Source organism: Agromyces larvae, assembly GCF_022811705.1.
In the GTDB taxonomy this organism is placed as follows: domain Bacteria; phylum Actinomycetota; class Actinomycetes; order Actinomycetales; family Microbacteriaceae; genus Agromyces; species Agromyces larvae.
In genome coordinates, this window is record NZ_CP094528.1 from 3532627 (window position 1) to 3553991 (window position 21365).

Genomic DNA, 21365 nt, shown 5'->3' on the forward strand with positions numbered 1-21365 from the left:
TAATCGCTTGCACCAAGCTTGCACCCACGAACGAAGGGCACACCAATGAGGGTGAACACGAAGAGCCTGCTCGCTGCCGGGGCTGTCGCGGTCGTCGCGACGCTCGGTCTCGCGGGCTGCGCCGGCGGCGACGACGGTTCGTCGAACGCGAACGAGTCCGCTTCGAGCACGCTGACCGTCTGGGTCGACGCCGAGCGCGTGGACGCACTGCAGGGCGCAGCCGACGCCTACACTGAGAAGACCGGCGTGAAGGTCGACCTGGTCGGCAAGGACAACGCCGACATCAAGGACGACTTCATCCAGCAGGCGCCCACCGGCAAGGGCCCCGACGTGGTCATGGGCGCGCACGACTGGCTGGGCGAGCTCTCGACCAACGGCGTCGTCGCCCCGCTCGAGCTCGGCGACTCGGCCGCCGACTACCTCCAGGTCGCGATCGACGCGTCGACCTACGAGGGCACCGTCTACATGCTGCCGTACGCGGTCGAGAACATCGCCGTGCTGCGCAACGCCGACCTCGTTCCCGAGCCCGCCGCGAACTTCGACGACATGATCGCCAAGGGCCAGGCCGCCGGCCTCACCCAGCCGTTCGTCGTCGAGCAGGGCGCCGAGGGCAACCCGTACCACCTCTACCCGTTCCAGACCGCGTTCGGTGCGCCCGTGTTCGGCTCCGACGAGAACGGCTACAACCCCGACGACCTGCAGATCGGCAACGCCGGCGGCGAGCAGTTCGCGACGTGGCTGGGCAGCCAGGGCAAGAACGGCACCGGTGTGTTCAACACCGACATCGACGGCGACATCGCCAAGGACTCGTTCCTCACCGGCAAGTCGGCGTTCTGGCTCACCGGCCCGTGGAACGTCGGCGCGGCCGTCGACGCCGGCATCAACGTCGCGATCGACCCCGTCCCCAGCCCGACCGACCAGGTCGCCTCGCCGTTCGCCGGCGTGAAGGGCTTCTTCGTCTCGGCCGAGTCGAAGAACAAGGTCGCCGCGAACGACTTCCTGGTGAACTACCTCGGCACCGAGGACGTGCAGCTCGAGCTGTTCGAGGCCGGCAACGTCCTCCCGGCGCTGAGCGCCGCCGCCGAGACCGCGTCGAGCGACCCGATCGTCGCGGGCTTCGCCGCCGTCGGCGCGGACGCCGTGCCGATGCCGGCCATCCCCGCCATGGGTGCGGTCTGGCAGTACTGGGGCATCGCGCAGGCCGAGATCATCAACGGCGCCGACCCCGTGTCGACCTGGCAGAAGCTGACCGCCGACGTGCAGGCGGCCATCGCAGGGTAGTCCGAATCGCCGGTCGAGGAGCGACCGACGAAGGAGGCCGCGTATCGAGGCCCGTCCCGGGTCTCGATACGCGTCCTCGCTTCGCTCGGGCGCTGCTCGACCTGCGGATGGCTGTGAGGAACACAGGATGTCGATGATCACCGAGAACGATCCAGCGGTCGAGGCTGCCGCCCCGCCCCCCACGAAACGGCAGCGACGCGCTGCCGCCATCGCCGACGCGGCATCCGGGGGCTGGAAGGTGCTCGTCCTCAAGCTGCTGCTGCTCGCGATCGTCGACGCCATCGCCCTGTTCGCGCTCCTGGTGCTCGCCGGCGCCGGGCAGTGGGTCGTCGCCGCCATCGTGGTCGCGGTCACCGCGATCGTCAACTGGATCTACTTCTCGAGGCGCAAGCTTCCCGCGAAGTACCTCACGCCCGGGGTCATCTTCCTCGTGGTGTTCCAGGTGTTCGTGCTCGTCTACACGGGCTACGTCGCCTTCACCAACTACGGCACCGGCCACAACGGCAGCCGCGAGCAGGCCGTGTCGTCGCTCATGGCGTCGTCGCTCGAGCGGGTCGAGGACTCGCCGACCTACCCCGTCACGGTCGTCGACCGGCTGGGCACCCTCGGGCTGCTGGTCACCGACCCCGAGTCGGGTGACGCGTTCGTCGGCACCAACGACGAACCGCTGACCGAGGTCGACGCCGAGTTCGACGGCGACCGGGCGGTCACCGCCGACGGATGGACCTCGCTGCAGTTCGCCGACGTGCTGGCCCGCACCGACGAGGTCAGCGCGCTCGCCGTGCGCTACTCGGACGACCCGAACGACGGCGCCATCCGCACGCCCGACGGCACGAGCGGGTACCGGTACATCTCGACCCTCGAGTACGACGAGGCGGCCGGCACCATGACCGACCTCACCACCGGCACCGTCTACGCCGACACGGGCGTGGGCGCCTTCACCGCCGAGGACGGTTCGCAGCTGCTGCCCGGCTGGCAGATCACGATCGGCTTCGACAACTTCGTGCGCGCCGTCACCGACACCCGCCTCGCCGGCCCGCTCGTCTACGTCACGATCTGGACGTTCGTGTTCGCGCTCGTGAGCGTGGCATCCACCTTCTTCCTCGGTCTGTTCCTCGCCATCGTCTTCAACGACATGCGGATGCGCGGGCGCAAGTTCTACCGAGTGCTGATGATCATCCCGTATGCGATCCCGTCGTTCCTGTCGGCGCTGATCTGGGCGGGCATGATGAACCAGAGCTTCGGCTTCATCAACCAGGTGCTGTTCGGCGGGGCGTCCATCCCGTGGCTCACCGATCCGACGCTCGCGAAGTTCTCGATCCTGCTCGTGAACCTGTGGCTCGGGTTCCCGTACATGTTCCTGGTGTGCACGGGTGCGCTGCAGTCGATCCCCGACGAGCTGCAGGAGGCGGCGACCGTCGACGGCGCGAAGCCGTGGGCGATCTTCCGGCTCATCAAGCTGCCGCTGCTGCTGGTATCGGTCGCGCCGCTGCTCATCGCATCGTTCGCGTTCAACTTCAACAACTTCAACGTGATCTACATGCTGACCGACGGCGGGCCGCGCGACTCGAACGCGCCGATCCCGGTCGGCTTCACCGACATCCTCATCACGATGGTCTACAAGGTCGCGTTCACCGGGCAGATGCGCGATTACGGGCTCGCCAGCGCCTACTCGATCATCATCTTCATCATCGTCGCGGTGATCTCGATCATCGCCTTCCGCCGCACCAAGAGCCTCGAGGAGCTGAACTGATGGCCGACGCATCCGTCTCGATCGCCCGGCGGCCGTTCCGGTTCGACCGCTGGTTCCGCGCGACCGGCTGGCGGCACATCGTCGGCGTCGTCATGGTCGTGTTCTCGCTGTTCCCGGTGATGTTCGTGCTGTCGTCGTCGCTCAACCCGAAGGGCACGCTGACCGGGTCGAACGCGCTGTTCTCGACGATCGGGCTGGACAGCTACGTGCGGATCCTCACCGACCCGCAGGTGCCGTTCGCGCAGTGGTTCGGCAACACGCTGATGATCGCCGGCATCACGGCCGTGCTGACCACGTTCCTCGGCGCGCTCGCCGCGTACTCGTTCTCGCGCATGCGGTTCGCCGGGCGCCGGGTCGGACTGATCTCGATCGTGGTCGTGCAGATGTTCCCGCAGCTGCTGGCCGTCGTCGCGATCTTCCTGCTGATGAGCGCGATCGGCGACCTGTTCCCCGCGATCGGGCTGAACACGCACATCGGGCTCATCATGGTGTACCTCGGCGGCGCGCTCGGCGTGAACACGTACCTCATGTACGGGTTCTTCAACACGGTGCCGTCGTCGATCGACGAGGCCGCGAAGATCGACGGCGCGGGCCACGCCCGTATCTTCTTCACGATCATCCTGCGGCTGGTCGCGCCGATCCTCGCGGTGGTCGCGCTGCTCAGCTTCATCACGAGCGTGAACGAGTTCGTCGTGGCATCCGTGCTGCTCATCGACACCGACAAGCAGACGCTGGCCGTCGGGCTCACGAAGCTCGTGTCGAACCCGCGCTACGCCGACTGGAGTGCGTTCTCGGCGGGTGCGGTCATGTCGGCGCTGCCGGTGGTCGCGCTGTTCCTGTTCCTGCAGAAGTACATCGTCGGCGGGCTGACAGCGGGTGCGGTGAAGTAGGGTCGTTCGCCTCGGAAGGAGACGCGATGCTCGCACCGCACCATGACGGGTCGGCCCTGCACGTGTCGACGCTCGCGCCGACGCTCGGCGAGGTGGTACAGGTTCGGCTGCGGGTGCCGCGCTCGTTCGGGCCGCTCGCCTGGGTGGGCACCCGATCCAACCCGAACCGGGAGCCGCGGTTCGATCAGGCGCGGCGGCTCGGCGGCGGGGGTCTCCCTTCGACAGGCTCAGGGAGCTTCGGCGGCGGGGGTCTCCCTTCGACGGGCTCAGGGAGCTTCGGCGGCGGGGGTCTCCCTTCGACGGGCTCAGGGAGCTTCGGCGGCTGGGGTCTCCCTTCGACGGGCTCAGGGAGCTTCGGCGGCGGGGGTCTCCCTTCGACAGGCTCAGGGAGCTTCCGCGACGGCTGGGACTGGTACGAGGCATCCGTCGAGGTCGAGAACCCCGTCCACGGGTACCGCTGGCTGCTGGTCGGCGCCGACGGCCGCCAGCACTGGCTGAGCCAGGCGGGGCTGAGCGCGGTCGAGACCCGCGACCACGACGACTTCCGGCTCGTCGCGCACCCGGCCGCGCCCGCCTGGGCGGCCGGCAGCATCCTGTACCAGGTGTTCCCCGACCGGTTCGCGAAGTCGGATGCCTCGCTCTACGACGCGCGGCGCGCAGCGGGCGACCTGCCCGAGTGGCTCATCCCGGCCGACTGGGACGATGCCGTCGACCCAGAGCCGCCGGGCCGATCGCACCAGGTGTTCGGCGGCGACCTCGACGGCGTGCGCGAACGGCTCGACCACCTCGCCTCGCTCGGCGTCGACCTGCTCTACCTGACGCCGGTGTTCCCGGCGCGGTCCAACCACCGCTACGACGCCTCCACGTTCGACCGCGTCGACGACCTGCTCGGCGGCGACGACGCGCTGGTGCGGCTCGTCGAGGCGGCGCATGCCCGGGGCATCCGGGTCATCGGCGACCTGACCAGCAATCACTCGGGCGACGCGCACGAGTGGTTCCGGGCGGCGCAGGACGCGGTGCGTTCGGGCACCGACGCGGCCGAGCGCGGGTTCTACTTCTTCCGCCCCGACGGCTCGTACGAGTCGTGGCTGGGGGTGCCGAGCCTGCCGAAGTTCGACTGGTCGTCGGCCGAGCTGCGGCGCCGGTTCGTCGAGGGGCCGGACTCGGTGGTCGCGAAGTATCTGCGCGCGCCGTTCCATCTCGACGGCTGGCGCATCGACGTCGCGAACATGACGGGCCGGCTCGGCGACGTCGACCTGAACGGCGAGGTGCGCCGGGCGATCCGCCGCACCATGCTCGAGGTGAACCCCGACACCATCCTGCTGGCGGAGTCGACGAACGACGCGGCCGCCGACTTCCAGGGCGACGCCTGGCACGGTGCGATGACGTACGCCCCGTTCACCCGCCCGCTCTGGAGCTGGCTGCAGCGGCCGGGCAGCCCGGCGGGCGGCGGCATCGGGTTCGCGCTCGGGCGGGTGCCGTCGTTCACGGGTCGGCAGTTCGTCGACGCGCACCTGCGGTTCGCGGCCGGGTTCCCGTGGCGGGTGCGGCTCGCGACCATGAACGCGCTCGACACGCACGACACCCCGCGGTTCGCGACGAACGCGCGGCCCGGAACTGTGCCGGTCGCGTTCGGTCTCGCGGTGACGATGCCCGGCATCCCCGTGATCTGGGCGGGCGACGAGCTCGGGCTCACCGCGGTCGACGGCGAAGCGAGCCGCACCCCGATGCCGTGGGCGGCGATCGACGCCGGCGACGACCCGGCGATGGCGTCGACGCTCGACACGTATCGCACGCTCGCCCGGCTGCGTCGCGAACACCCGGTGCTCGCGACGGGCGGCATCCGGTGGGTCGCGGTCGGCGACGAGGCGGTCGCGTTCGTGCGCGAAGCGGCGGATGCCTCGGTGCTGGTGTTCGCGGCGCGCAGCGCCGCACGGCTGGAGGTGCCGGCGGGCGCGCTGCCGCAGCCGGGCGGATCGATCGGGTCGGATGCCCCGCCGGCGGCCCCGCTCGTCGCGTTCGGGTCGGCGCGCGTCGCGGCATCCGGGCAGGTCTCGGGCGGAGCATCCGACCGTCTGTCGCTCGAATCCGACGGCCCCGCTTTCGCGGCGTGGGCGCTGCCCGGCGCGGCCGCACCCGCAGCCTGAACGCGGGCGCCCGCCCGGGGTCGTCCACGACGTTCCGCAGGCGCGCTCGCAGCCCGATCCTGACCGGGCGCCCTCAGCCGCCGATGATCACCGTGGGGGCGCCCGGGCCGGGCGCGATCGGGGTGCCGTGCATCGTCAGGTCGCCGAGGCGGGCGGCGGGGAACTTGCCGATCATCACCGTCGCGCTGCCCTGGGCGATGCCGTTCGGGGCGGGCGAGACGCACACGATGCCGCCGGGCAGCCCGTTCGCGACCGCGGCCGGCATGCCCGCGATGAGCACCGTCGGCACGGCGGCGACGGGCGTGATCGGGCCGCCGACGTGCGGCTTGGGTCCGTCGCTCAGGCTGCACAGCGCGGTGTCACCCGCGCGGAGCGCTGGTCCCTTGGGCATGGCGGCCTCGGTTCGGTCGGGTCAGCCGGTCGTGGTGACGAGCTCGGCGGTGATGAGGATCGACACGCTGCACGCGGTGGTGACGGGTTGCCCACCGACAGGCGGTGCGAGCTGGGTGCAGGTGAGCGTCGAGAACAGTTCGTCGCCGGTGGCGAGCCGAACGGGCGTGACGAAGTGGAAGTCGATGTCGCGGAAGTTCTCGAGCCCCGAGGTGAAGATCGGGGCGAGCACGTCGGCGTTCTCGATCGTGAGGGTGCCGAAGTCGCCGCGCGGATTGCTGATGACGACATCGGTCACCTGCAGCACCGCATTCGGCGGCACCAGCCATCGCGAGCTCTCGGTGGTTCCGCCGCCGGGTGCGTCGGTGAGCTCGAACCGGATGTCGACGGGGTCGGTCTTCGTCGTCGCGACCGGCTGCACCGGCTCGGGGGTCTTGCCGACGGCCTCGAGCGCCTCGTTCGCCGACTGCGCCGCCTGGTCGGCCTGCTGCGCGGCGGACTCGGCCTGCTCGCTGGCCTGCGCCAGGGGCTCGGCCACCGCGTCGCGAGCGGCCGACTCGATGGCCGGCTTCAGCACGGTGAACCAGAGCAGGAGGAGGAGGAGCAGCAGCAGCAGCAGCGCGAGCAGCAGCTTCCACAGCCACTTCGGGAACACCCGCTCCTGCAGGTAGGTGCCCGGCAGCACGATCGGCACCTGCTCGACCGGGGGTGCGGCCGGGGCGGGCACGCCGGGCATCGGGCCGCGCGGCGCCTCGGGCGCGACCGACACGGTGTACTGGTGGCTGACCGCCTCGCCGCGCCAGACATGGCCCCGGGGGCGCAGGTCGACGTCGACGAACTCGGTGTGCCCCGGATCGACCTGGATGTCGGGGGTCGGCGTCGAGAGCCCCAGCCGATCGTCGGCGGTGCCGGTGATCGCGGCGACGAGCGGTTGGTTGCCGCGGTTGTCGACCGCGATGCGCACACGCTTGCGCCCGCGACCGTGCGCGATGCGCGGCAGCAGTTCGGCGTCGGTCTCCACGAAGGGCAGCACGCTCAGCAGCGTCTCGCCGGTGGCTTCGATGTCGGGCTGCTCGACGGCTCGGGCGCGGACGCCGAGGGCGACCTCGCCGACGATCGATTCCGGCGCCCGCGGGGCGAGCACCGTGACGGTGGCCGTCTCGCTCTTGCCCGGGTAGATGGTGAGCACCGCCGGTTCGATGCGCGCCCAGCCGGCGACGGGGCCGACCGGGGTCAGCTCGAACGACTCCACGAGCAGGGTGTCGTTGAGCACGGTCAGGGTCAGGGTCGTCGGCGTGCCCGGCGTGACGGACGCGTTCGCCGGCGCCATCGTCGCGGTGGTCGCCATGGCGCCAACGTACGGGCGCGGATCGGCGGGGACGGAGTGCACCCGGTCAACCGGCCGTGCAGCGAATCTGCCCGTTGAGCGGATGTTGAGTGCGCGAAGAGGACACGGGGGCAGCCTGTTCGGTGAGCCGATCGACGCACCTGCCCGAGGGCGTTCCAGCCAGGGAGGACATCATGACCACGATCACCGGAACCGCCACACGCACCACCGTCCGTGTCTACGCGCACGATCCGATCTCGGAGGCGGGCGTCGTCAGCGCCCTTCGCCCTCGACCCGAGGTGCGGGTCGTCGGACCCGATGACGAACCCGCCGCGGTCGTGGTCGTCGTGGTCGACGACGTCGACGACGAGACGCTGAACCGGCTGCGCTTCCTGCGCCGCAACGGCGAAGCACGGGTCATCCTCGTCGCCTCGCATCTCGACGACCAGGTGCTCGTCGATGCCGTCGAGTGCGGCGTGGTCGGGTTGCTGCGCCGCTCGGAGGCGACCACCGACCGGCTGCTGTCGTCGATCGCGTCGGCGGCGGCGGGCGAGGGCACGGTGCCGCCCGATCTGCTCGGTCGCCTGCTCGAGCAGGTCGGCCGGCTGCAGCGCACCGTGCTCGACCCGCGCGGCATCACGTTCCGCGGGCTCGCGGCGCGCGAGGTCGACGTGCTGCGCCTCGTCGCCGAGGGCTGGGACACCGCGCAGATCGCGAAGGAGCTCTGCTACTCGGAGCGCACCGTGAAGAACGTGCTGCACGACGTGACCACCCGGCTGCAACTGCGCAACCGGTCGCACGCGGTCGCGTACGCGGTGCGCGAGGGCCTGATCTGATCCGGCCGCGGTCGGCGGCGGGGTTCGTCGGAGGCGACGCCCGGATGCCACGGGCAGGGCGCGACCGGATGCCTCGAGCCGATGCCCGAGCGGGAGGACCGCGATGCCCGGATGGCTGCCCGGATTGCTGCGGGCGCCGCGCGGGCCGGTCCCACAGTTGAGAAGTCGGAGGGGGAGCGTGGAGCGCCGAGGCAGGATCGCCCGCGCGGTCGTCGTGGTGACGACCGCGGTGCTGGCGAGCGCCGGCACGACCGTCGCCCTCGCGGCACCGGCCGGGTTCGCGGCGGGCGCCGCCGCCGACGTCGCGGAGACTCGGCCGAGCGTCGTGGCCGATCGCGCAGCCGGCGAACGCGTGGCATCCGATCGAGCGAGTGCGCTCGTCGCGGAGCCCGCTGCAGCGCCCGCGGCGTCCGTCGCGGTGCCGAGCCTCGTGCTCGAGGAACCGAGCGACTTCTTCGTGGACATCGCCGCGCTGCCCGATCTGGGGCTGGTGCGCGACGGCAACACGATCGAGGTCGTGTTCACCGTGTGGCACGACTACTACGCCGAGGTCACCCAGCCCGAGGATTTCCGGGTCGGGCTCACGGTGACGTGGCCCGCGATGCTCGAAGCACTGCCCGTCGAGTACGACCCCGGCACGGGCCCGCCCGAGGGGTCGTGCGTCGAGTGGCGACCGCCCGGTTCCGCGACGACGCGTGCGGCGGAACCGACGGACGCGCCGCTGGTCGCGGTGGCGCCCGAGCTCGGCGACGCGTGCCTGCTCGACGGGCTGGAGGAGCCGGGGTCGACGGTGATGTTCTCGATGGACTTCCTCGTGCACGACCTCGGCGACGAGCCGGGGCAGTTCTTCGGCGACGTCGTCGGCGAGATCGGCGGGGTGGGCAAGGCGGGCGGCGCCCCCGACGGCGACTGGATCGATCTCGACCCCGACCCGGTGTGGGACTTCCCGGCCGAGGTGACGGTCGCGATCGCGGGTCGCATCGGCGTCGACGTGCAGGTCGATCGAGAGCTGAGCTGGTACGGCGGGCCGGACTACCTGGTGTCGATCACGGTGACGAACTTCATCGCGGACTTCGAGTCGCTGTCGGTGCCGATCCGGCTGGGATGGCCGGTGTTCGCGTCCCGGGCGGGACCGTCGGGCTGCGACTCGATCGATCCCGGGACCGGCGACTGCATCATCACGCGCATCGAGACGGCCGGCGAACAGGCCACGATCACCGCGACCCTCACCGCCAACACCATCGGCGAGGGCGTCGTGTCGGCCGTCGGCGTCGACGGGGGATCCTCGGACTGCCCGGTCATCATCGGCCGTGGACCGGCCGGTGGCGGCTTCGGCGGCCCGCGCGCCGCGGCGGTGCGGCCCGCGGCGGTGCTGCCGGCGGCCGTCGCGCCGCGGCTGCAGCCGTCGGGCCCGACCGGGCCGCTCGGGTGCCTGTCGTACGAAGACTTCCCGCTCGACCGGATCGGCTCGGACTCGGAGGCCGTGGTGTCCGGCGAGTTCGAGATCCGGACGCACGTCGAGTTCGCGCCCCGCTACAGCTGGCCGGGCGGCCCCGACCTCCACGCCACCATCACCGCGACGCGGGTCGAGAACATCGGATTCGAGGACGTGCCGGTCACCGCGGTGCTCGGCCTGCAATGGTCCTACCTGTTCGAGCTCCGGACCGACACGGCGACCGGATGCCTCGAATCGGGCGCCGAGCTCGACACCACGCGACGCTGCACGCTCGCCGCGCTGCTGGCCGGCGAGACCCGCACGATCGAACTCGACTTCCGCGGGCCGCCCGCCGACTCGCCCGACCGCAGCGGGGACGGCTACCTGCTGGCGAGCGGCTCGTCGCTCACGACCGGGACGCCCGACGCGCCGGGCGACACCCTGCCGATGTGGTGGATCGGGTATTCGAGCGATTCGGCGCACATCGACGAGGAACTCGTCAGCCTCGAGGTCGCACTCGACCGCGACCCCGTCTGGCAGGACGGGCCGAACCTCACCGCGCGCATCACGGCGACCCGTGCCGAGCGTCGCGGCGACGGGTACGACTCCTACGGACTGATCGCGGTCGGCATCGTGGTGGAGCATCCCGACTTCCTCACCCCCACCGGCCCGCCGGACGGGTGCGACGACTGGAACGGCACGATCTGCGAGGTCGTGCTGGAGCGACCGAACCAGCCCGTGTCGGTCGACGTCGAGTTCACGGTGGGCACCGGCGCGCTCACCGGCGTCGTGGCCGCCTCGGCGGCGTACCTCGTCGGCGCGGGCGGGGGCGGGTGCAGCGATGGGTGCGGCTTCGCGAGCTCGGCCGTCGCCGTCGCCACCCCCGTCGCCACCCCCGCCGCCGTCACCCCGTTCGCCCTGCAGGGCGAGGACCTCCCGGTCGAATGGGTGGTGACCGCCGAGGTGCCGGTGTCGCGGATCGAAACCGCGATCACGGTCGACCTCGTGCTCGACCGCGGCACGGGGTATACGGGCGGCCAGCCGCTGACGGCCACGGCCACGATCACCCGCGGCGCCGCCGGCGGCGTGCTGCCCGGTCTGCAGGCCGACCTGCGCTTCACGTGGCCCGGCTTCATCACGAAGACCATCGACACGGGCTGCGCCCCGTGGACCGCCCCCGACACGTGCACCATCACCGGCCTGGATGCTCCGGGCAGCACCGCCCAGGTCAAGCTCGTGTTCTCGATGCCGCCGCCGTCGCCGCCCGTTCCGGCGGTCGCTCCGCGCACCGGAGACGTCGTGGTCGCGGGCCTGCGGCTCGAGTTCGATGCGCCGCCGCCGACCCCGCTGCCCGACCCCGAGCCGGGCGCCGACCCCGACTGGCCGCCCGACGGCTGCTACATCGACGACTCCGGCCTGTGCGTCTGCGACAACCCGTACGAGGAGTGCGGCGAGCCGCCGGCGCCGCCCGACCCGGATCCGGCGCCGCAGCCCGACCCCGAGCCCGTCGACGGCACCCTGCCGACCGGTTGGATCGCCGGCGACCGCGAACCGTTCACCCTGCTGCAGCCGGCCGTGTTCGTCGCGCCCTCCGTCTCGACGCCCGGCGAGGCGGTCGGCGCGTTCGCGAGTTCGCTGCCCCCGGGCGCCCGCATCACCCTGCTCTGGAAGGGCGGCGGATCGGCCGATCTGCCGGGCGTCGTGCGCGTGCTCGACGCAGCCCAGACCAGCGCGCGACTGCCCGTCTTCGTGCGACGGTGGCAGGTCGACGGGGTGCGCACGCTCGTGATGCACAGCGTCGACGGGCTGTTCGGCGACATCGAGGCATCCAATCAGCTGCTCATCGCCCCGCGCTCGGCGATGGCGCCCGACCTGGTCGGCCGCGGCGGATGACACCCGGGAGACGCACATGATCGGCGAGATCGACGAGGCGCTGCGCAAGCTCGTCAAGGAATCCGACGGCATCGCCGCCGACATCGACGTCGCGCTCGACGCGCCGACCAAGGACTGGGCGGCCAGGCGCAACGCCCCGACCGTCGACCTGTTCCTCTACGACATCCGCGAGGACGTGCGCCGGCGCGAGTACGGCTGGAGCGAGCAGCGCGACGAGCGCGGCATCGTCACCGCGCGGGTGCCGGCGCCGCGCTTCTACAAACTCTCGTACCTGGTCACGGCGTGGACGCAGCGGCCCGACGACGAGCACCGGCTGCTCGACGCCCTGCTGCGGTGCTTCCTCAAGTACGACGCCATCCCCGACGCGTTCCTGGTCGAGACCCTCGCCGAGACCGGCCTGCGCTGCTCGCTGTCGCTCGCCATGCCGCCGCCGGAGGATCGCGCGTTCGCCGACGTCTGGTCGTCGCTCGGCGGCGAGCTGAAGCCGTCGCTCGACGTCGTCGTCACCGCGCCGCTGTCTCGCGCGGTCAGCTACCCGGTCGGCCCGCCCGTCACCGCCGGGGTGGGCGCGCAGTTCGACGCCCTCGGCTTCGGGAGCCAGGATGCCGCGTTCCGCGCCGCACCCTCAGGAGACTGACGTGGTCGAGGACCCGAGCGTCGTGCACCTGCTCGGCCGGCTCGGCGCCATCGAAGACCGGATCCGCCGGCTCGTCGCCGCGCGGCGCACCGCCGATCCCCAGCCCGACGACCCGTTCCGGGGCCTGTACCTCAGCGACGAGCTGATCGACCGGCTGCTCGCCGGCGGACCGCGCATCCCCGACTGGTCCGACTCCTCCGAACGGCTCGAGGCGTGCGAGCGCGCCGCCGACCTCGCCGAAGCCGCAGGGCATCCGGTACGGCTGCGCCGGCTCGCCGAGGCGTTCCGGCTCACGTCGCTCGACGTCGACCTGCTCGTGATCGCGCTCGCCGCCGACCTCGACCCCCGGTTCGAGCGGTTCTTCGGCTACCTGAACGACGACGTGGGCCGGCGCCGGCCCTCGGTGTCGGTCGCGCTCGAACTGTGCGGCGCGCCGCTGACGCACGCCGACGATCGGGCCCGGCTGCTGTCGGGTCCGCTCGTCACGGCCGGCCTCGTGTCCCTCGACGACGACGATCGGCCGCTGCCGGGTCGCGCGGTGCGCGTCGCGGACCGGGTCGTCGGGCACCTGCTCGGCGACGACACACCCGACCGCGCGCTGGACGGCGTGCTGCGCCGGGCGAGCGACCTCGCCTGGGGGGACGACGCCCGCGTGCGTCGCGCGCTCGACGCCGGCATCCGGCTGCTGCACCTGCGCGAGCCCGCCACCGGGTCCGGTGCGGCGGTCGCGCTGCGCGCCATCCGCGCCCTGGGCCTGGACGCCGTGCAGGTCGACCTCGACCGGCTCGTCCGCGAACCCGACCGGCTGACGCTCGCGCGGCTCGCGGTGCGCGAGGCGCGACTGCGGGGCGCGGTCCTGGTGGCCGCGCCGATCACGACCGACATCGACGCCGACCTCGTCGCGCTGCTCGCCGACTCGCCCCAGCCGACGGTGTTCGTGGGGGAGTCGGGGTGGGACCCCGCGTGGTTCCGCGAGCTGCCGGCGACCGCCGACGTCGAGCCCACGACCACGCAGGAGCGCTCCGCGATCTGGCGGACGGCACTCGGCCCCGCCGCCGACGGGCTCGACGTGGCATCCGCGACCGCGCAGTTCCGGCTCCGGCCCGAACAGGTGCAGCGCGCCGCGCAGACCGCACGCACCCAGGCCGCCCTCTCGCCGAGCGGCACGATCACGCCCGCCGACCTCGCCGCCGGCGCCCGCGCCGAGAACGGGTCGGCGCTCGACCGGCTCGCCCGCCGGGTCGTGCCGAACGTCGGCTGGGGCGACCTCGTGCTGCCGACCGCGCCGATGACCGCCCTGCGCGAGATCGAACTGCGCGCCCGGCACCGCGAACGCGTGCTCGGCGACTGGGAGATGCGCCCCGGCGGCGGGCGCGGGCACGGCGTGGTCGCCCTGTTCGCCGGCGACTCGGGCACGGGCAAGACGATGTCGGCCGAGGTCGTCGCCGGCGGCCTCGGCCTCGACCTGTACGTCATCGACCTGTCGACCGTCGTCGACAAGTACATCGGCGAGACCGAGAAGAACCTCGAGCGCATCTTCCGCGCGGCGGCGGGCACCAACGCGGTGCTGCTCTTCGACGAGGCCGACGCGGTGTTCGGCAAGCGCAGCGAGGTGAAGGACGCGCACGACCGGTACGCGAACGTCGAAAGCGCCTACCTGCTGCAGCGCATGGAGACGTTCGACGGGCTCGCGATCCTCGCGACCAACCTGCGCGCGAACATCGACGAGGCGTTCACCCGGCGTCTCGACGTGATCGTCGACTTCCCCATGCCCGACGCCGAGCACCGCACCCGGCTGTGGGACCGCAGCCTCGGCACCCGGGTGCAGCGCGACGACGACATCGACCTCGTCTTCCTCGGGGAGGCGTTCGAGCTCGCCGGCGGCGCCATCCGGTCCGCAGCCGTGACGGCCGCCTACCTGGCGGCCGCCGATCACGGCGTCGTGCGCATGAAGCACCTGGTGACCGCCGTGCACGGCGAGTACCGCAAGCTCGGCCGCCTCGTCATCGAGCGCGAATTCGGCAGGTACTGGTCGGAGGTCGCGGGCGCCTGAGCGGTGCGGCCGGCCCGGGCGCGCGCACTGCCCGATGGGGCAGCGTCCACGGACGTTCGGGACGAACCCCGCCGCGTCGGGCCGTCGCGGGCGTGCAATGGAGATGACGACCGCGGAGGTGCACCATGCGGATCCACGACGAGGAGCACGGGCTCGACCCGGCGCTCCAGCCGAAGCCGGCGCGCGACGACGCGCCGACGCTCACCGGCCTCGCCGACCGGCGCCCCGACGTGCTCGGGCGTGACGCGATGCTGCGCCTGCAGCGCGAGGCGGGCAACGGCGCCGTGAGCGACCTCGTCGAGGAGCAGCGTTCGCCCGTGCACGACGTCATCGGCTCCGGCGGCTCGTCGCTCGAGCCCGACGTGCGGGCCGACATGGAGCAGCGCATCGGCGCCGACTTCGGCGACGTGCGCGTCCACACGGATGCCGCGGCGCACGAGTCGGCGAAGTCGGTCAACGCGCACGCCTACACGGTCGGGCCGCACATCGTCTTCCAGCGCGACGCGTACGACCCCTCGTCGACGGCCGGGCGCACCACCATCGCGCACGAGCTGACGCACGTCGTGCAGCAGCGGTCGGGCCCCGTCGAGGGCACATCCGCCGGCGGAGGGATCAGCGTGAGCGATCCGGGCGACCGGTTCGAGCGCGCGGCGGCCGAGAACGCCTCGCGGGTGATGAGCGAGCCGGCTCCGGTGCAGCGAGCCGCGACGGATGCCTCGGGCTCGGCGCCAGCGGTGCAGCGTGAGGAGGCTCCCGAAGAGGAGGAGCCCGTGCAGGGCCTCTTCGTGCAGCGCGAGGAAGCGCCGGAGGAAGAAGAGGAAGCGGCCGGCTGAGCCACCGGTCCCCGTTCCGCCCGTCCCGTCCCCTTCCCGCCCGCTTCCCGCGCGCCCTCGCTCCCCGCCGGGTGTTTCCGTTCGCGCCGCCCGTTTCCGCCCGAACGGTCACGCTCGGCGCGAACGGAAACACTCGCGGGGATGGCGCCGGGATGGTGCCGGGACGGCGCGGTCGGGACGGCGCGGGTGGTGCCCTGCCCGATCGCGCACCGACGGGTACCCGCACGCACGTCCCCGCGGACCACGCCGCCCCGCGGCATCCGTTCGATGCTTGCCGCAAGCCTGCGTACCGCAGCGATCCGCGAAGGAGCATCCGATGCCCACCTACCTCTCTCCCGGCGTCTACGTGAACGAGATCGAAGCCGCCACCCGGCCGATCGAGGGCGTGGGCACCGCGGTGGCCGCCTTCGTCGGCATGGCGCCGAAGGGCCCCGAGAACACCCCGACCCTGGTCAGCAACTGGACCCAGTTCGTCGACACGTTCGGCGGCCTGTACCCGGGTGCGTATCTCGCGTACTCGGTCTACGGGTACTTCCTGAACGGCGGCGGCAACTGCTACGTCGTGCGCGTCGCGACCGACGGCGCGGGCGCCGGCGGCGGCAAGAGCAGCGGCAAGCGCGCCGAGCCGAAACAGCTCGCCGCGGGGCCGCAGACCGCCACGATCGGCAACTACGTCTTCACCGCGAAGAACGCCTCGCCGAACGCGAAGCCGATCTCGGTCGAGATCGCCGACCCGGGCGGCGAAGAGGTCGAGGAGGGCGCGTTCAAGCTCGTCGTCACGGCCGAGGGCCGCTCGCCCGAGGTGTACGAGCAGGTCTCGCCGAAGCCCGACAGCGCCGCGTACGTGGTGACGAAGGTGACCGGCGAGTCGAAGCTCGTCACCGTCGAGGAGCTCGACCCGGCGTCGGCCGGCGTCACGCCGCGTACCGGCACGTTCGACCTCGCGATCCCCGAGCCCGATGAGCAGCCGATCGTGCTCGAGGGCGTGTCGGCCGCGAACTACATCGGCAGCCCCGCCGACCGCACCGGCTTCGGCGGCCTCGAGGAGGTCGAGGAGGTCACCATGGTGGCCGTGCCCGACCTGATGGCCGCGTACGAGCAGAAGGCGATCACCCTCGAGACGGTCAAGGCCGTGCAGCTCGCGGTCATCGCGCACTGCGAGCTGATGGGCGACCGGATGGCGATCCTCGACCCGCCGCCCGACCTGTCGGCGCAGGAGGTGCGCGAGTGGCGCCGCACGGGCGCGGGGTACGACTCGAAGTTCGCGACCCTCTACTACCCGTGGATCAAGGTGCTCGACCCGGTCAGCGGCGCGAACCGGTTCATGCCCCCGTCGGGCCACATGGCCGGGGTCTGGGCTCGCAACGACGCCGAGCGCGGGGTGCACAAGGCGCCCGCGAACGAGATCGTGCGCGGCGCCGTCGAACTGCAGACCCAGCTCACCCGCACCGAGCAGGAGCTGCTCAACCCGATCGGCGTGAACGCGCTGCGGGCGTTCCCGGGCCGGGGCATCCGGGTCTGGGGTGCCCGCACCCTGTCGAGCGACCCCGCCTGGCGGTACGTCAACATCCGGCGCCTGTTCAACTACCTCGAGAAGTCCATCCTCGGGGCGACCCAGTTCGCCGTGTTCGAGCCGAACGATCAGGCGCTCTGGGGCAAGCTGCGCCGGTCGATCTCGGCGTTCCTCGTGAACGAGTGGCGCAAGGGCGCCCTCTTCGGCGCGACCGCCGATCAGGCGTTCTTCGTCAAGTGCGATGAGGAGACCAACCCGGCGGAGGTCATCGACGCCGGCCAGGTCGTCTGCCAGATCGGCGTCGCGCCCGTGAAGCCCGCGGAGTTCGTGATCTTCGAGCTGTCGCAGTTCTCGGGCGGCACCAGCCTCGTCAACGAATGACCACGACCGACCAACGACCATCTCAGCGAAATCGGATAGGAGCACACCATGGCACTCGCAGATGCGATGGATTCGTCACCGGCCTACGCCTTCAAGGTCACCATCGACGGCATCGAGGTGCCGAAGGTGACCGAGGTGTCGGGCCTGAAGAACGAGGTCGACAAGATCGAGCTGAAGCAGCAGCTCGCCGACGGCAAGTACGTCGTGATCCAGCTGATGGGCCGCCCGAAGGCGGGTGAGTTCACGGTGACCCGCGGCCTCACCGACTCGAAGACGATCTCGGACTGGCTGGGCGTGGTCATGAAGGGCGACGTCGCCGGCGCGCGCAAGACCGCGGCGGTCGAACTGCTCGACTACGAGGGGTCGCCGCTGAAGAAGTACGAGTTCGCGAACTGCTGGGTGCGCAGCGTCGAGGTCAACTCGCTGAAGGCGGGCGCGACCGAGCAGGCGACCGAGAAGTTCGTGGTCTGCTACGACGAGTCGAAGGTGGTGTGACGTGCAACGCGTCATCGCGACCAGGCCGAGTGTCGAGGCGACGGAAGCCGCGGACGCGTCGGGCGCGTCCACCCCGTCGTCCTCGTCCTCCTCGGTCGACGACGGGGTGATGCGCACCGAGTTCGCCTTCGAGCTGCCCCGGGGATTCGTCGGCGCCGACGGCACCGTGCACCGGCGCGGCGTGATGCGTCTCGCGACGGCTCGCGACGAGCTGCTGCCGCTCTACGACGCGCGCGTGCAGGAGAATCCCGCGTACACCACGGTCGTGCTGCTCGGGCGGGTCATCACCTCGCTCGGCACGCTCGGCTCGGTGGATGCCTCGGTGATCGAGAACATGTTCGCGAGCGACGTGGCGTTCCTGCAGGACTTCTACCGGCGGGTGAACGCCGAGGGGCACACCCGCATCGCGGTGACGTGCCCCGAGTGCTCGCACCGGTTCACCGCCGACCTCGCGGGTGGGCGCCTGGGGGAATCATGACGTACCCGGCCGACCGCATCCATGAGGAGGTCGCGTACGTCGCCTACCACTTCCACTGGTCGCTGGACGAGATCCTCGACATGGAGCACGCGCAGCGTCTGCGGTACGTGCACGAGATCGCCGCGATCAACACCAGGCTCTCCGAGGAGCGCTGATGCGCTGGCCTTGGGAGCGTCGGGCGCCGACGGCCGATTCGCCGTCGACGCCCGCCTCCGCTGCGGCGCCGGCGCCCGCGCCGGGCGGGTACTCTCCGGCCGGGTGGGCGTTCCTGCCGCCGCTGCAGCGTCGGATATCGGATGCCCCGCCGGCGACGCTGCGCTCGGGATGGATCGATCGGCTGCCGACCCGCTCGCTGTCGGGCAGCGTGGCCGAGCTCACGCACCTGGTGGATGCCTCGGCCCCGGCGGGCACCGTCGCCGAGACGCCGGCGGCGCTCGGTGCGCCGGTGCAGCGGGCGATCGCGGCGGACCTCACGCTGCGCGCGCCGTATCCGCGCGTTCCGGCCCGGCGGCCGGCGGTGCAACGGCAGGCGGCGGATGCCTCGGAGCCGGCGTCGTCCGCAGCTTCCGAGCCGTTCGCCGGCGAGGAGCCCACGCCCGATGCGCCGCCGGTCGCCGATGCGGTGCCGGCCGCTTCGGCCGCTCCGGCCGTTCCGGAGGCACCCGCTGCTCCTGATCCGCCCGCCGCCCCGGATGCGCCTGCCGTTCCGGCGGCCTCGGCGGCGGGCGGCCACCCGCCGCCCTCGATGCCGGTCGTCGCGAACACGCGCGCGGGACAGACGGACGACGCGGTGTCGGCGGACGCGTTCGAGGCCGACCCCTCCTCCGAGATCGCGGAGCCCCCGTCGGCACCGTCGATCACGCCGAGGATCGACGCCCCGAGGATCGACGCCCCGACGACCGACGCCCCGACCTTGGCGTCCTCGGCGCCGGCCTCGTCCCCGAGCCCGGGCCCGGGTGCACCGTCGCCGCTGCAGCGCAGCGTGCCGCCGTCGGCCGAGCCGCGCCGGCTCGGGCTCGGAGCCCCGCTGCCGCCGGGCACGCGGCGACCGCAGCCGGTCGTGCCGGTGCAGCGGGCCGCCGCCGCGGCGATGCCGCCGAGTGCATCGCCTGCTGGTGCGGAGCACGAGACCCCCGCACCGCCGGGTTCGGAACCGACCGCCCCCGCGGAGCCGGCGATGCCCGCGGTGTCCGCCGAGCACGACGACGCCGCCGACCCGCGGGCGGTGTCGGAGGCAGCCGCGTCCACCCCGTCGCACGGGGAGCTGCCGCTCGTGCAGCGATCGGTCGAGTCCGCCGCCGTGGAGGCGCACGGCATCGAGCCCGCGCTCGCCGAGACCCCCGGCGCCGAGACCCCCGGCGCCGAATTCCCGCCGCCCGTGACCGCTTCGGCACCGCTGCTCTCGCAGCGACGGATCGAGCCCGCGCTCGTCGCCGGCCCCGGCCCTGCCGCCGTGCAGCGAGTGGTTCCGGCGGTCGTGCTCGCGCCCGGCGCGAGCGCACCCCTCCTGTCGGGGTCGCTCGTTTCCGCTCGTCGCGGCACCGAGCGGCGACAGGCGACCCAGACAGGTTCGTCGTCCGCCGAGGCCGGGATCCCTGCACCTTCGGCTCCGCTCCAGCGGACGACGCCCGGCAGCACGTCGACCCCGCACGCCCCCCTCCCGTCGGGGTCGCTCGGTGCCGCTCCCGGCGGCGGCGAGCGGCACCGAGCGACCCCGACGGAAGGTGGCGGGGTGCGCGGTGGCTTCTCGGCGTGGGTGCAGCGGGTGTTCCGCCCCGGCTCGGCCTCGCACGGCGACGACCGTGCGCCGCAATTCGCCCGCACCGCGACGGCGATCGGCGCGGACGACGCCCCGAACGACGAGGTCGCCACCGCGGTGCCGTCGGTGCCGTCGGTGCCGACGGATGCTCCGCCCGCCTCCGAGGCGTGGACGGGCGTCGGCACCGGGGCCGGCGCCGACCTCGGCGCGAGCGCGATGAGCATCGCATCCCGGACCGGCGGCACGTCGCCGGGGGCCTACGCCGCACCGCGCGCCGTCGCTCAGCGGACGACCGCCCCTGCCGGGTTCGCCGCCGCCGGACCGGCCGCGCCCTCCGGCCCCGGCGCATCGACCACCGCGGGCGCATCGACCGGCCCCGGTGCATCGACCACCCCCGGCCGATCCGGCACCCGAGCGCTGGGCCGACCCGAGAGCGTGCAGCGCCTGATCATCCCCGCCCCCCGCCCGGGACCGGCCCGGCCCATGCCCGTCGCGGCGGCCCCGGCCGCCTCGGCGACCACGACCGCGGACTCCGCACTCGTCGTCGACGCGTCGGCGTCCGTGCAGGGCGAGCTCGAGGCATCCGTCTCGTCGCCCGTCGTGCAGCGCGCGCAGGCGACCCCACCGACCGCCGAAGCATCCGAAGACGCCGCCGGCGAGACCACCGCCGCGCCCGGGCTGCCGGCCGCATCCGACCCGGCCGCGATCGAGACCCTCGCCGCCCGGCTGTACGGCCCGCTCGTGCGACGCCTGAAGGCCGAGCTGCTGCTCGATCGGGAACGACGCGGCATCCGCATCGACGGAATCTAGGAGGGGAGGCGCGATGATCGAGGACACGAAGATCGCCGTCGGCGTCAGGTACGTCGTGAAGATCGACGGCGAGCAGCTCGGCGAGTTCTCCAGCTGCGACGGCCTCGGCGTCGAGGTCGTCATGGAGACCCGCGAAGAGGGCGGCAACAACAGCTTCGTCTGGCAGCTGCCCACCCGGCTGAAGTTCCCGAACGTGAAGCTGTCGCGACCGGTCGGAGCCGGCACCTCGCAGCCGATCCTCGCGTGGATCTCGAACGCGCCCGGCATCACGCCGAGCACAGCCGTGATCGAGGCGAAGAACACGTTCGGCGACAAGATCGCCGCGTGGAAGCTGTCGGAGGTCGTCCCCGTGCGATGGAGCGGCCCCTCGCTCACCCCCGACCAGCCGAAGGTGCTCACCGAGACCCTCGAACTCGCCCACCACGGCATCAGCGGCGAATAGGGGAGGAGCGAG

At 72.4% G+C, this 21365-nt stretch carries 17 protein-coding genes; 15 read left to right on the plus strand and 2 right to left on the minus strand.

The window, feature by feature from the left end:
- Positions 1–45: 45 nt before the first annotated feature.
- The 4 genes from MTO99_RS16885 to MTO99_RS16900 all read left to right on the plus strand — a co-directional run bounded on the left by MTO99_RS16885 (position 46) and on the right by MTO99_RS16900 (position 6071).
- Positions 46–1281, plus strand: coding sequence for a sugar ABC transporter substrate-binding protein (locus tag MTO99_RS16885; protein ID WP_243555070.1), 1236 nt, complete (start codon positions 46–48; stop codon positions 1279–1281).
- A 127-nt stretch (positions 1282–1408) separates the two neighbouring features.
- On the plus strand, positions 1409–3034 hold the full coding sequence (locus MTO99_RS16890) for an ABC transporter permease subunit (RefSeq protein WP_243555072.1): 1626 nt from the start codon (positions 1409–1411) through the stop codon (positions 3032–3034).
- Entirely contained in the window at positions 3034–3924 is an 891-nt protein-coding gene (locus tag MTO99_RS16895) for a sugar ABC transporter permease (protein ID WP_243555074.1), read from the plus strand. Before MTO99_RS16890 ends, MTO99_RS16895 begins: the two co-directional genes overlap by 1 nt.
- Positions 3925–3950: 26 nt before the next feature.
- Positions 3951–6071: a glycoside hydrolase family 13 protein gene (locus MTO99_RS16900; protein ID WP_243555076.1), complete on the plus strand. Its 2121-nt coding sequence runs from the start codon at positions 3951–3953 to the stop codon at positions 6069–6071.
- A 73-nt stretch (positions 6072–6144) separates the two neighbouring features.
- Here MTO99_RS16900 and MTO99_RS16905 read toward each other — a convergent pair whose 3' ends face one another.
- Positions 6145–6462 (minus strand): PAAR domain-containing protein, encoded by a 318-nt coding sequence (locus MTO99_RS16905; RefSeq protein ID WP_243555077.1) that lies wholly within the window; start codon positions 6460–6462, stop codon positions 6145–6147.
- Between the two features lie 21 nt (positions 6463–6483).
- On the minus strand, positions 6484–7809 hold the full coding sequence (locus tag MTO99_RS16910) for a hypothetical protein (RefSeq protein ID WP_243555079.1): 1326 nt from the start codon (positions 7807–7809) through the stop codon (positions 6484–6486).
- 173 nt (positions 7810–7982) lie between these two features.
- Here MTO99_RS16910 and MTO99_RS16915 point away from each other — a divergent pair, with 173 nt between their 5' ends.
- The 11 genes from MTO99_RS16915 to MTO99_RS16965 all read left to right on the plus strand — a co-directional run bounded on the left by MTO99_RS16915 (position 7983) and on the right by MTO99_RS16965 (position 21353).
- Complete coding sequence (locus MTO99_RS16915; RefSeq protein ID WP_243555081.1) at positions 7983–8624, plus strand: response regulator transcription factor; 642 nt, start codon at positions 7983–7985, stop codon at positions 8622–8624.
- 178 nt (positions 8625–8802) lie between these two features.
- Entirely contained in the window at positions 8803–11952 is a 3150-nt protein-coding gene (locus tag MTO99_RS16920; RefSeq protein WP_243555082.1) for a hypothetical protein, read from the plus strand.
- A gap of 16 nt (positions 11953–11968) precedes the next feature.
- A complete protein-coding gene (locus tag MTO99_RS16925) occupies positions 11969–12589 on the plus strand; it encodes a Pvc16 family protein (protein ID WP_243555084.1) in 621 nt (206 codons plus the stop codon).
- Position 12590: 1 nt separating this feature from the next.
- Entirely contained in the window at positions 12591–14642 is a 2052-nt protein-coding gene (locus MTO99_RS16930; protein WP_243555086.1) for an ATP-binding protein, read from the plus strand.
- A gap of 125 nt (positions 14643–14767) precedes the next feature.
- Complete coding sequence (locus MTO99_RS16935; RefSeq protein WP_243555088.1) at positions 14768–15475, plus strand: eCIS core domain-containing protein; 708 nt, start codon at positions 14768–14770, stop codon at positions 15473–15475.
- A gap of 316 nt (positions 15476–15791) precedes the next feature.
- On the plus strand, positions 15792–17369 hold the full coding sequence (locus tag MTO99_RS16940) for a phage tail sheath family protein (RefSeq protein WP_243555096.1): 1578 nt from the start codon (positions 15792–15794) through the stop codon (positions 17367–17369).
- 48 nt (positions 17370–17417) lie between these two features.
- Complete coding sequence (locus MTO99_RS16945; RefSeq protein ID WP_149160121.1) at positions 17418–17864, plus strand: phage tail protein; 447 nt, start codon at positions 17418–17420, stop codon at positions 17862–17864.
- A 1-nt stretch (position 17865) separates the two neighbouring features.
- Positions 17866–18342, plus strand: a complete 477-nt coding sequence (locus MTO99_RS16950; protein WP_243555098.1) for a hypothetical protein — start codon at positions 17866–17868, stop codon at positions 18340–18342.
- Positions 18339–18497, plus strand: coding sequence for a DUF6760 family protein (locus MTO99_RS16955; protein WP_243555100.1), 159 nt, complete (start codon positions 18339–18341; stop codon positions 18495–18497). Before MTO99_RS16950 ends, MTO99_RS16955 begins: the two co-directional genes overlap by 4 nt.
- A complete protein-coding gene (locus tag MTO99_RS16960; RefSeq protein WP_243555102.1) occupies positions 18497–20911 on the plus strand; it encodes a hypothetical protein in 2415 nt (804 codons plus the stop codon). The genes MTO99_RS16955 and MTO99_RS16960 overlap by 1 nt, the downstream gene beginning before the upstream one ends.
- A gap of 13 nt (positions 20912–20924) precedes the next feature.
- Positions 20925–21353 (plus strand): phage tail protein, encoded by a 429-nt coding sequence (locus tag MTO99_RS16965; protein ID WP_243555104.1) that lies wholly within the window; start codon positions 20925–20927, stop codon positions 21351–21353.
- Positions 21354–21365: the final 12 nt, after the last annotated feature.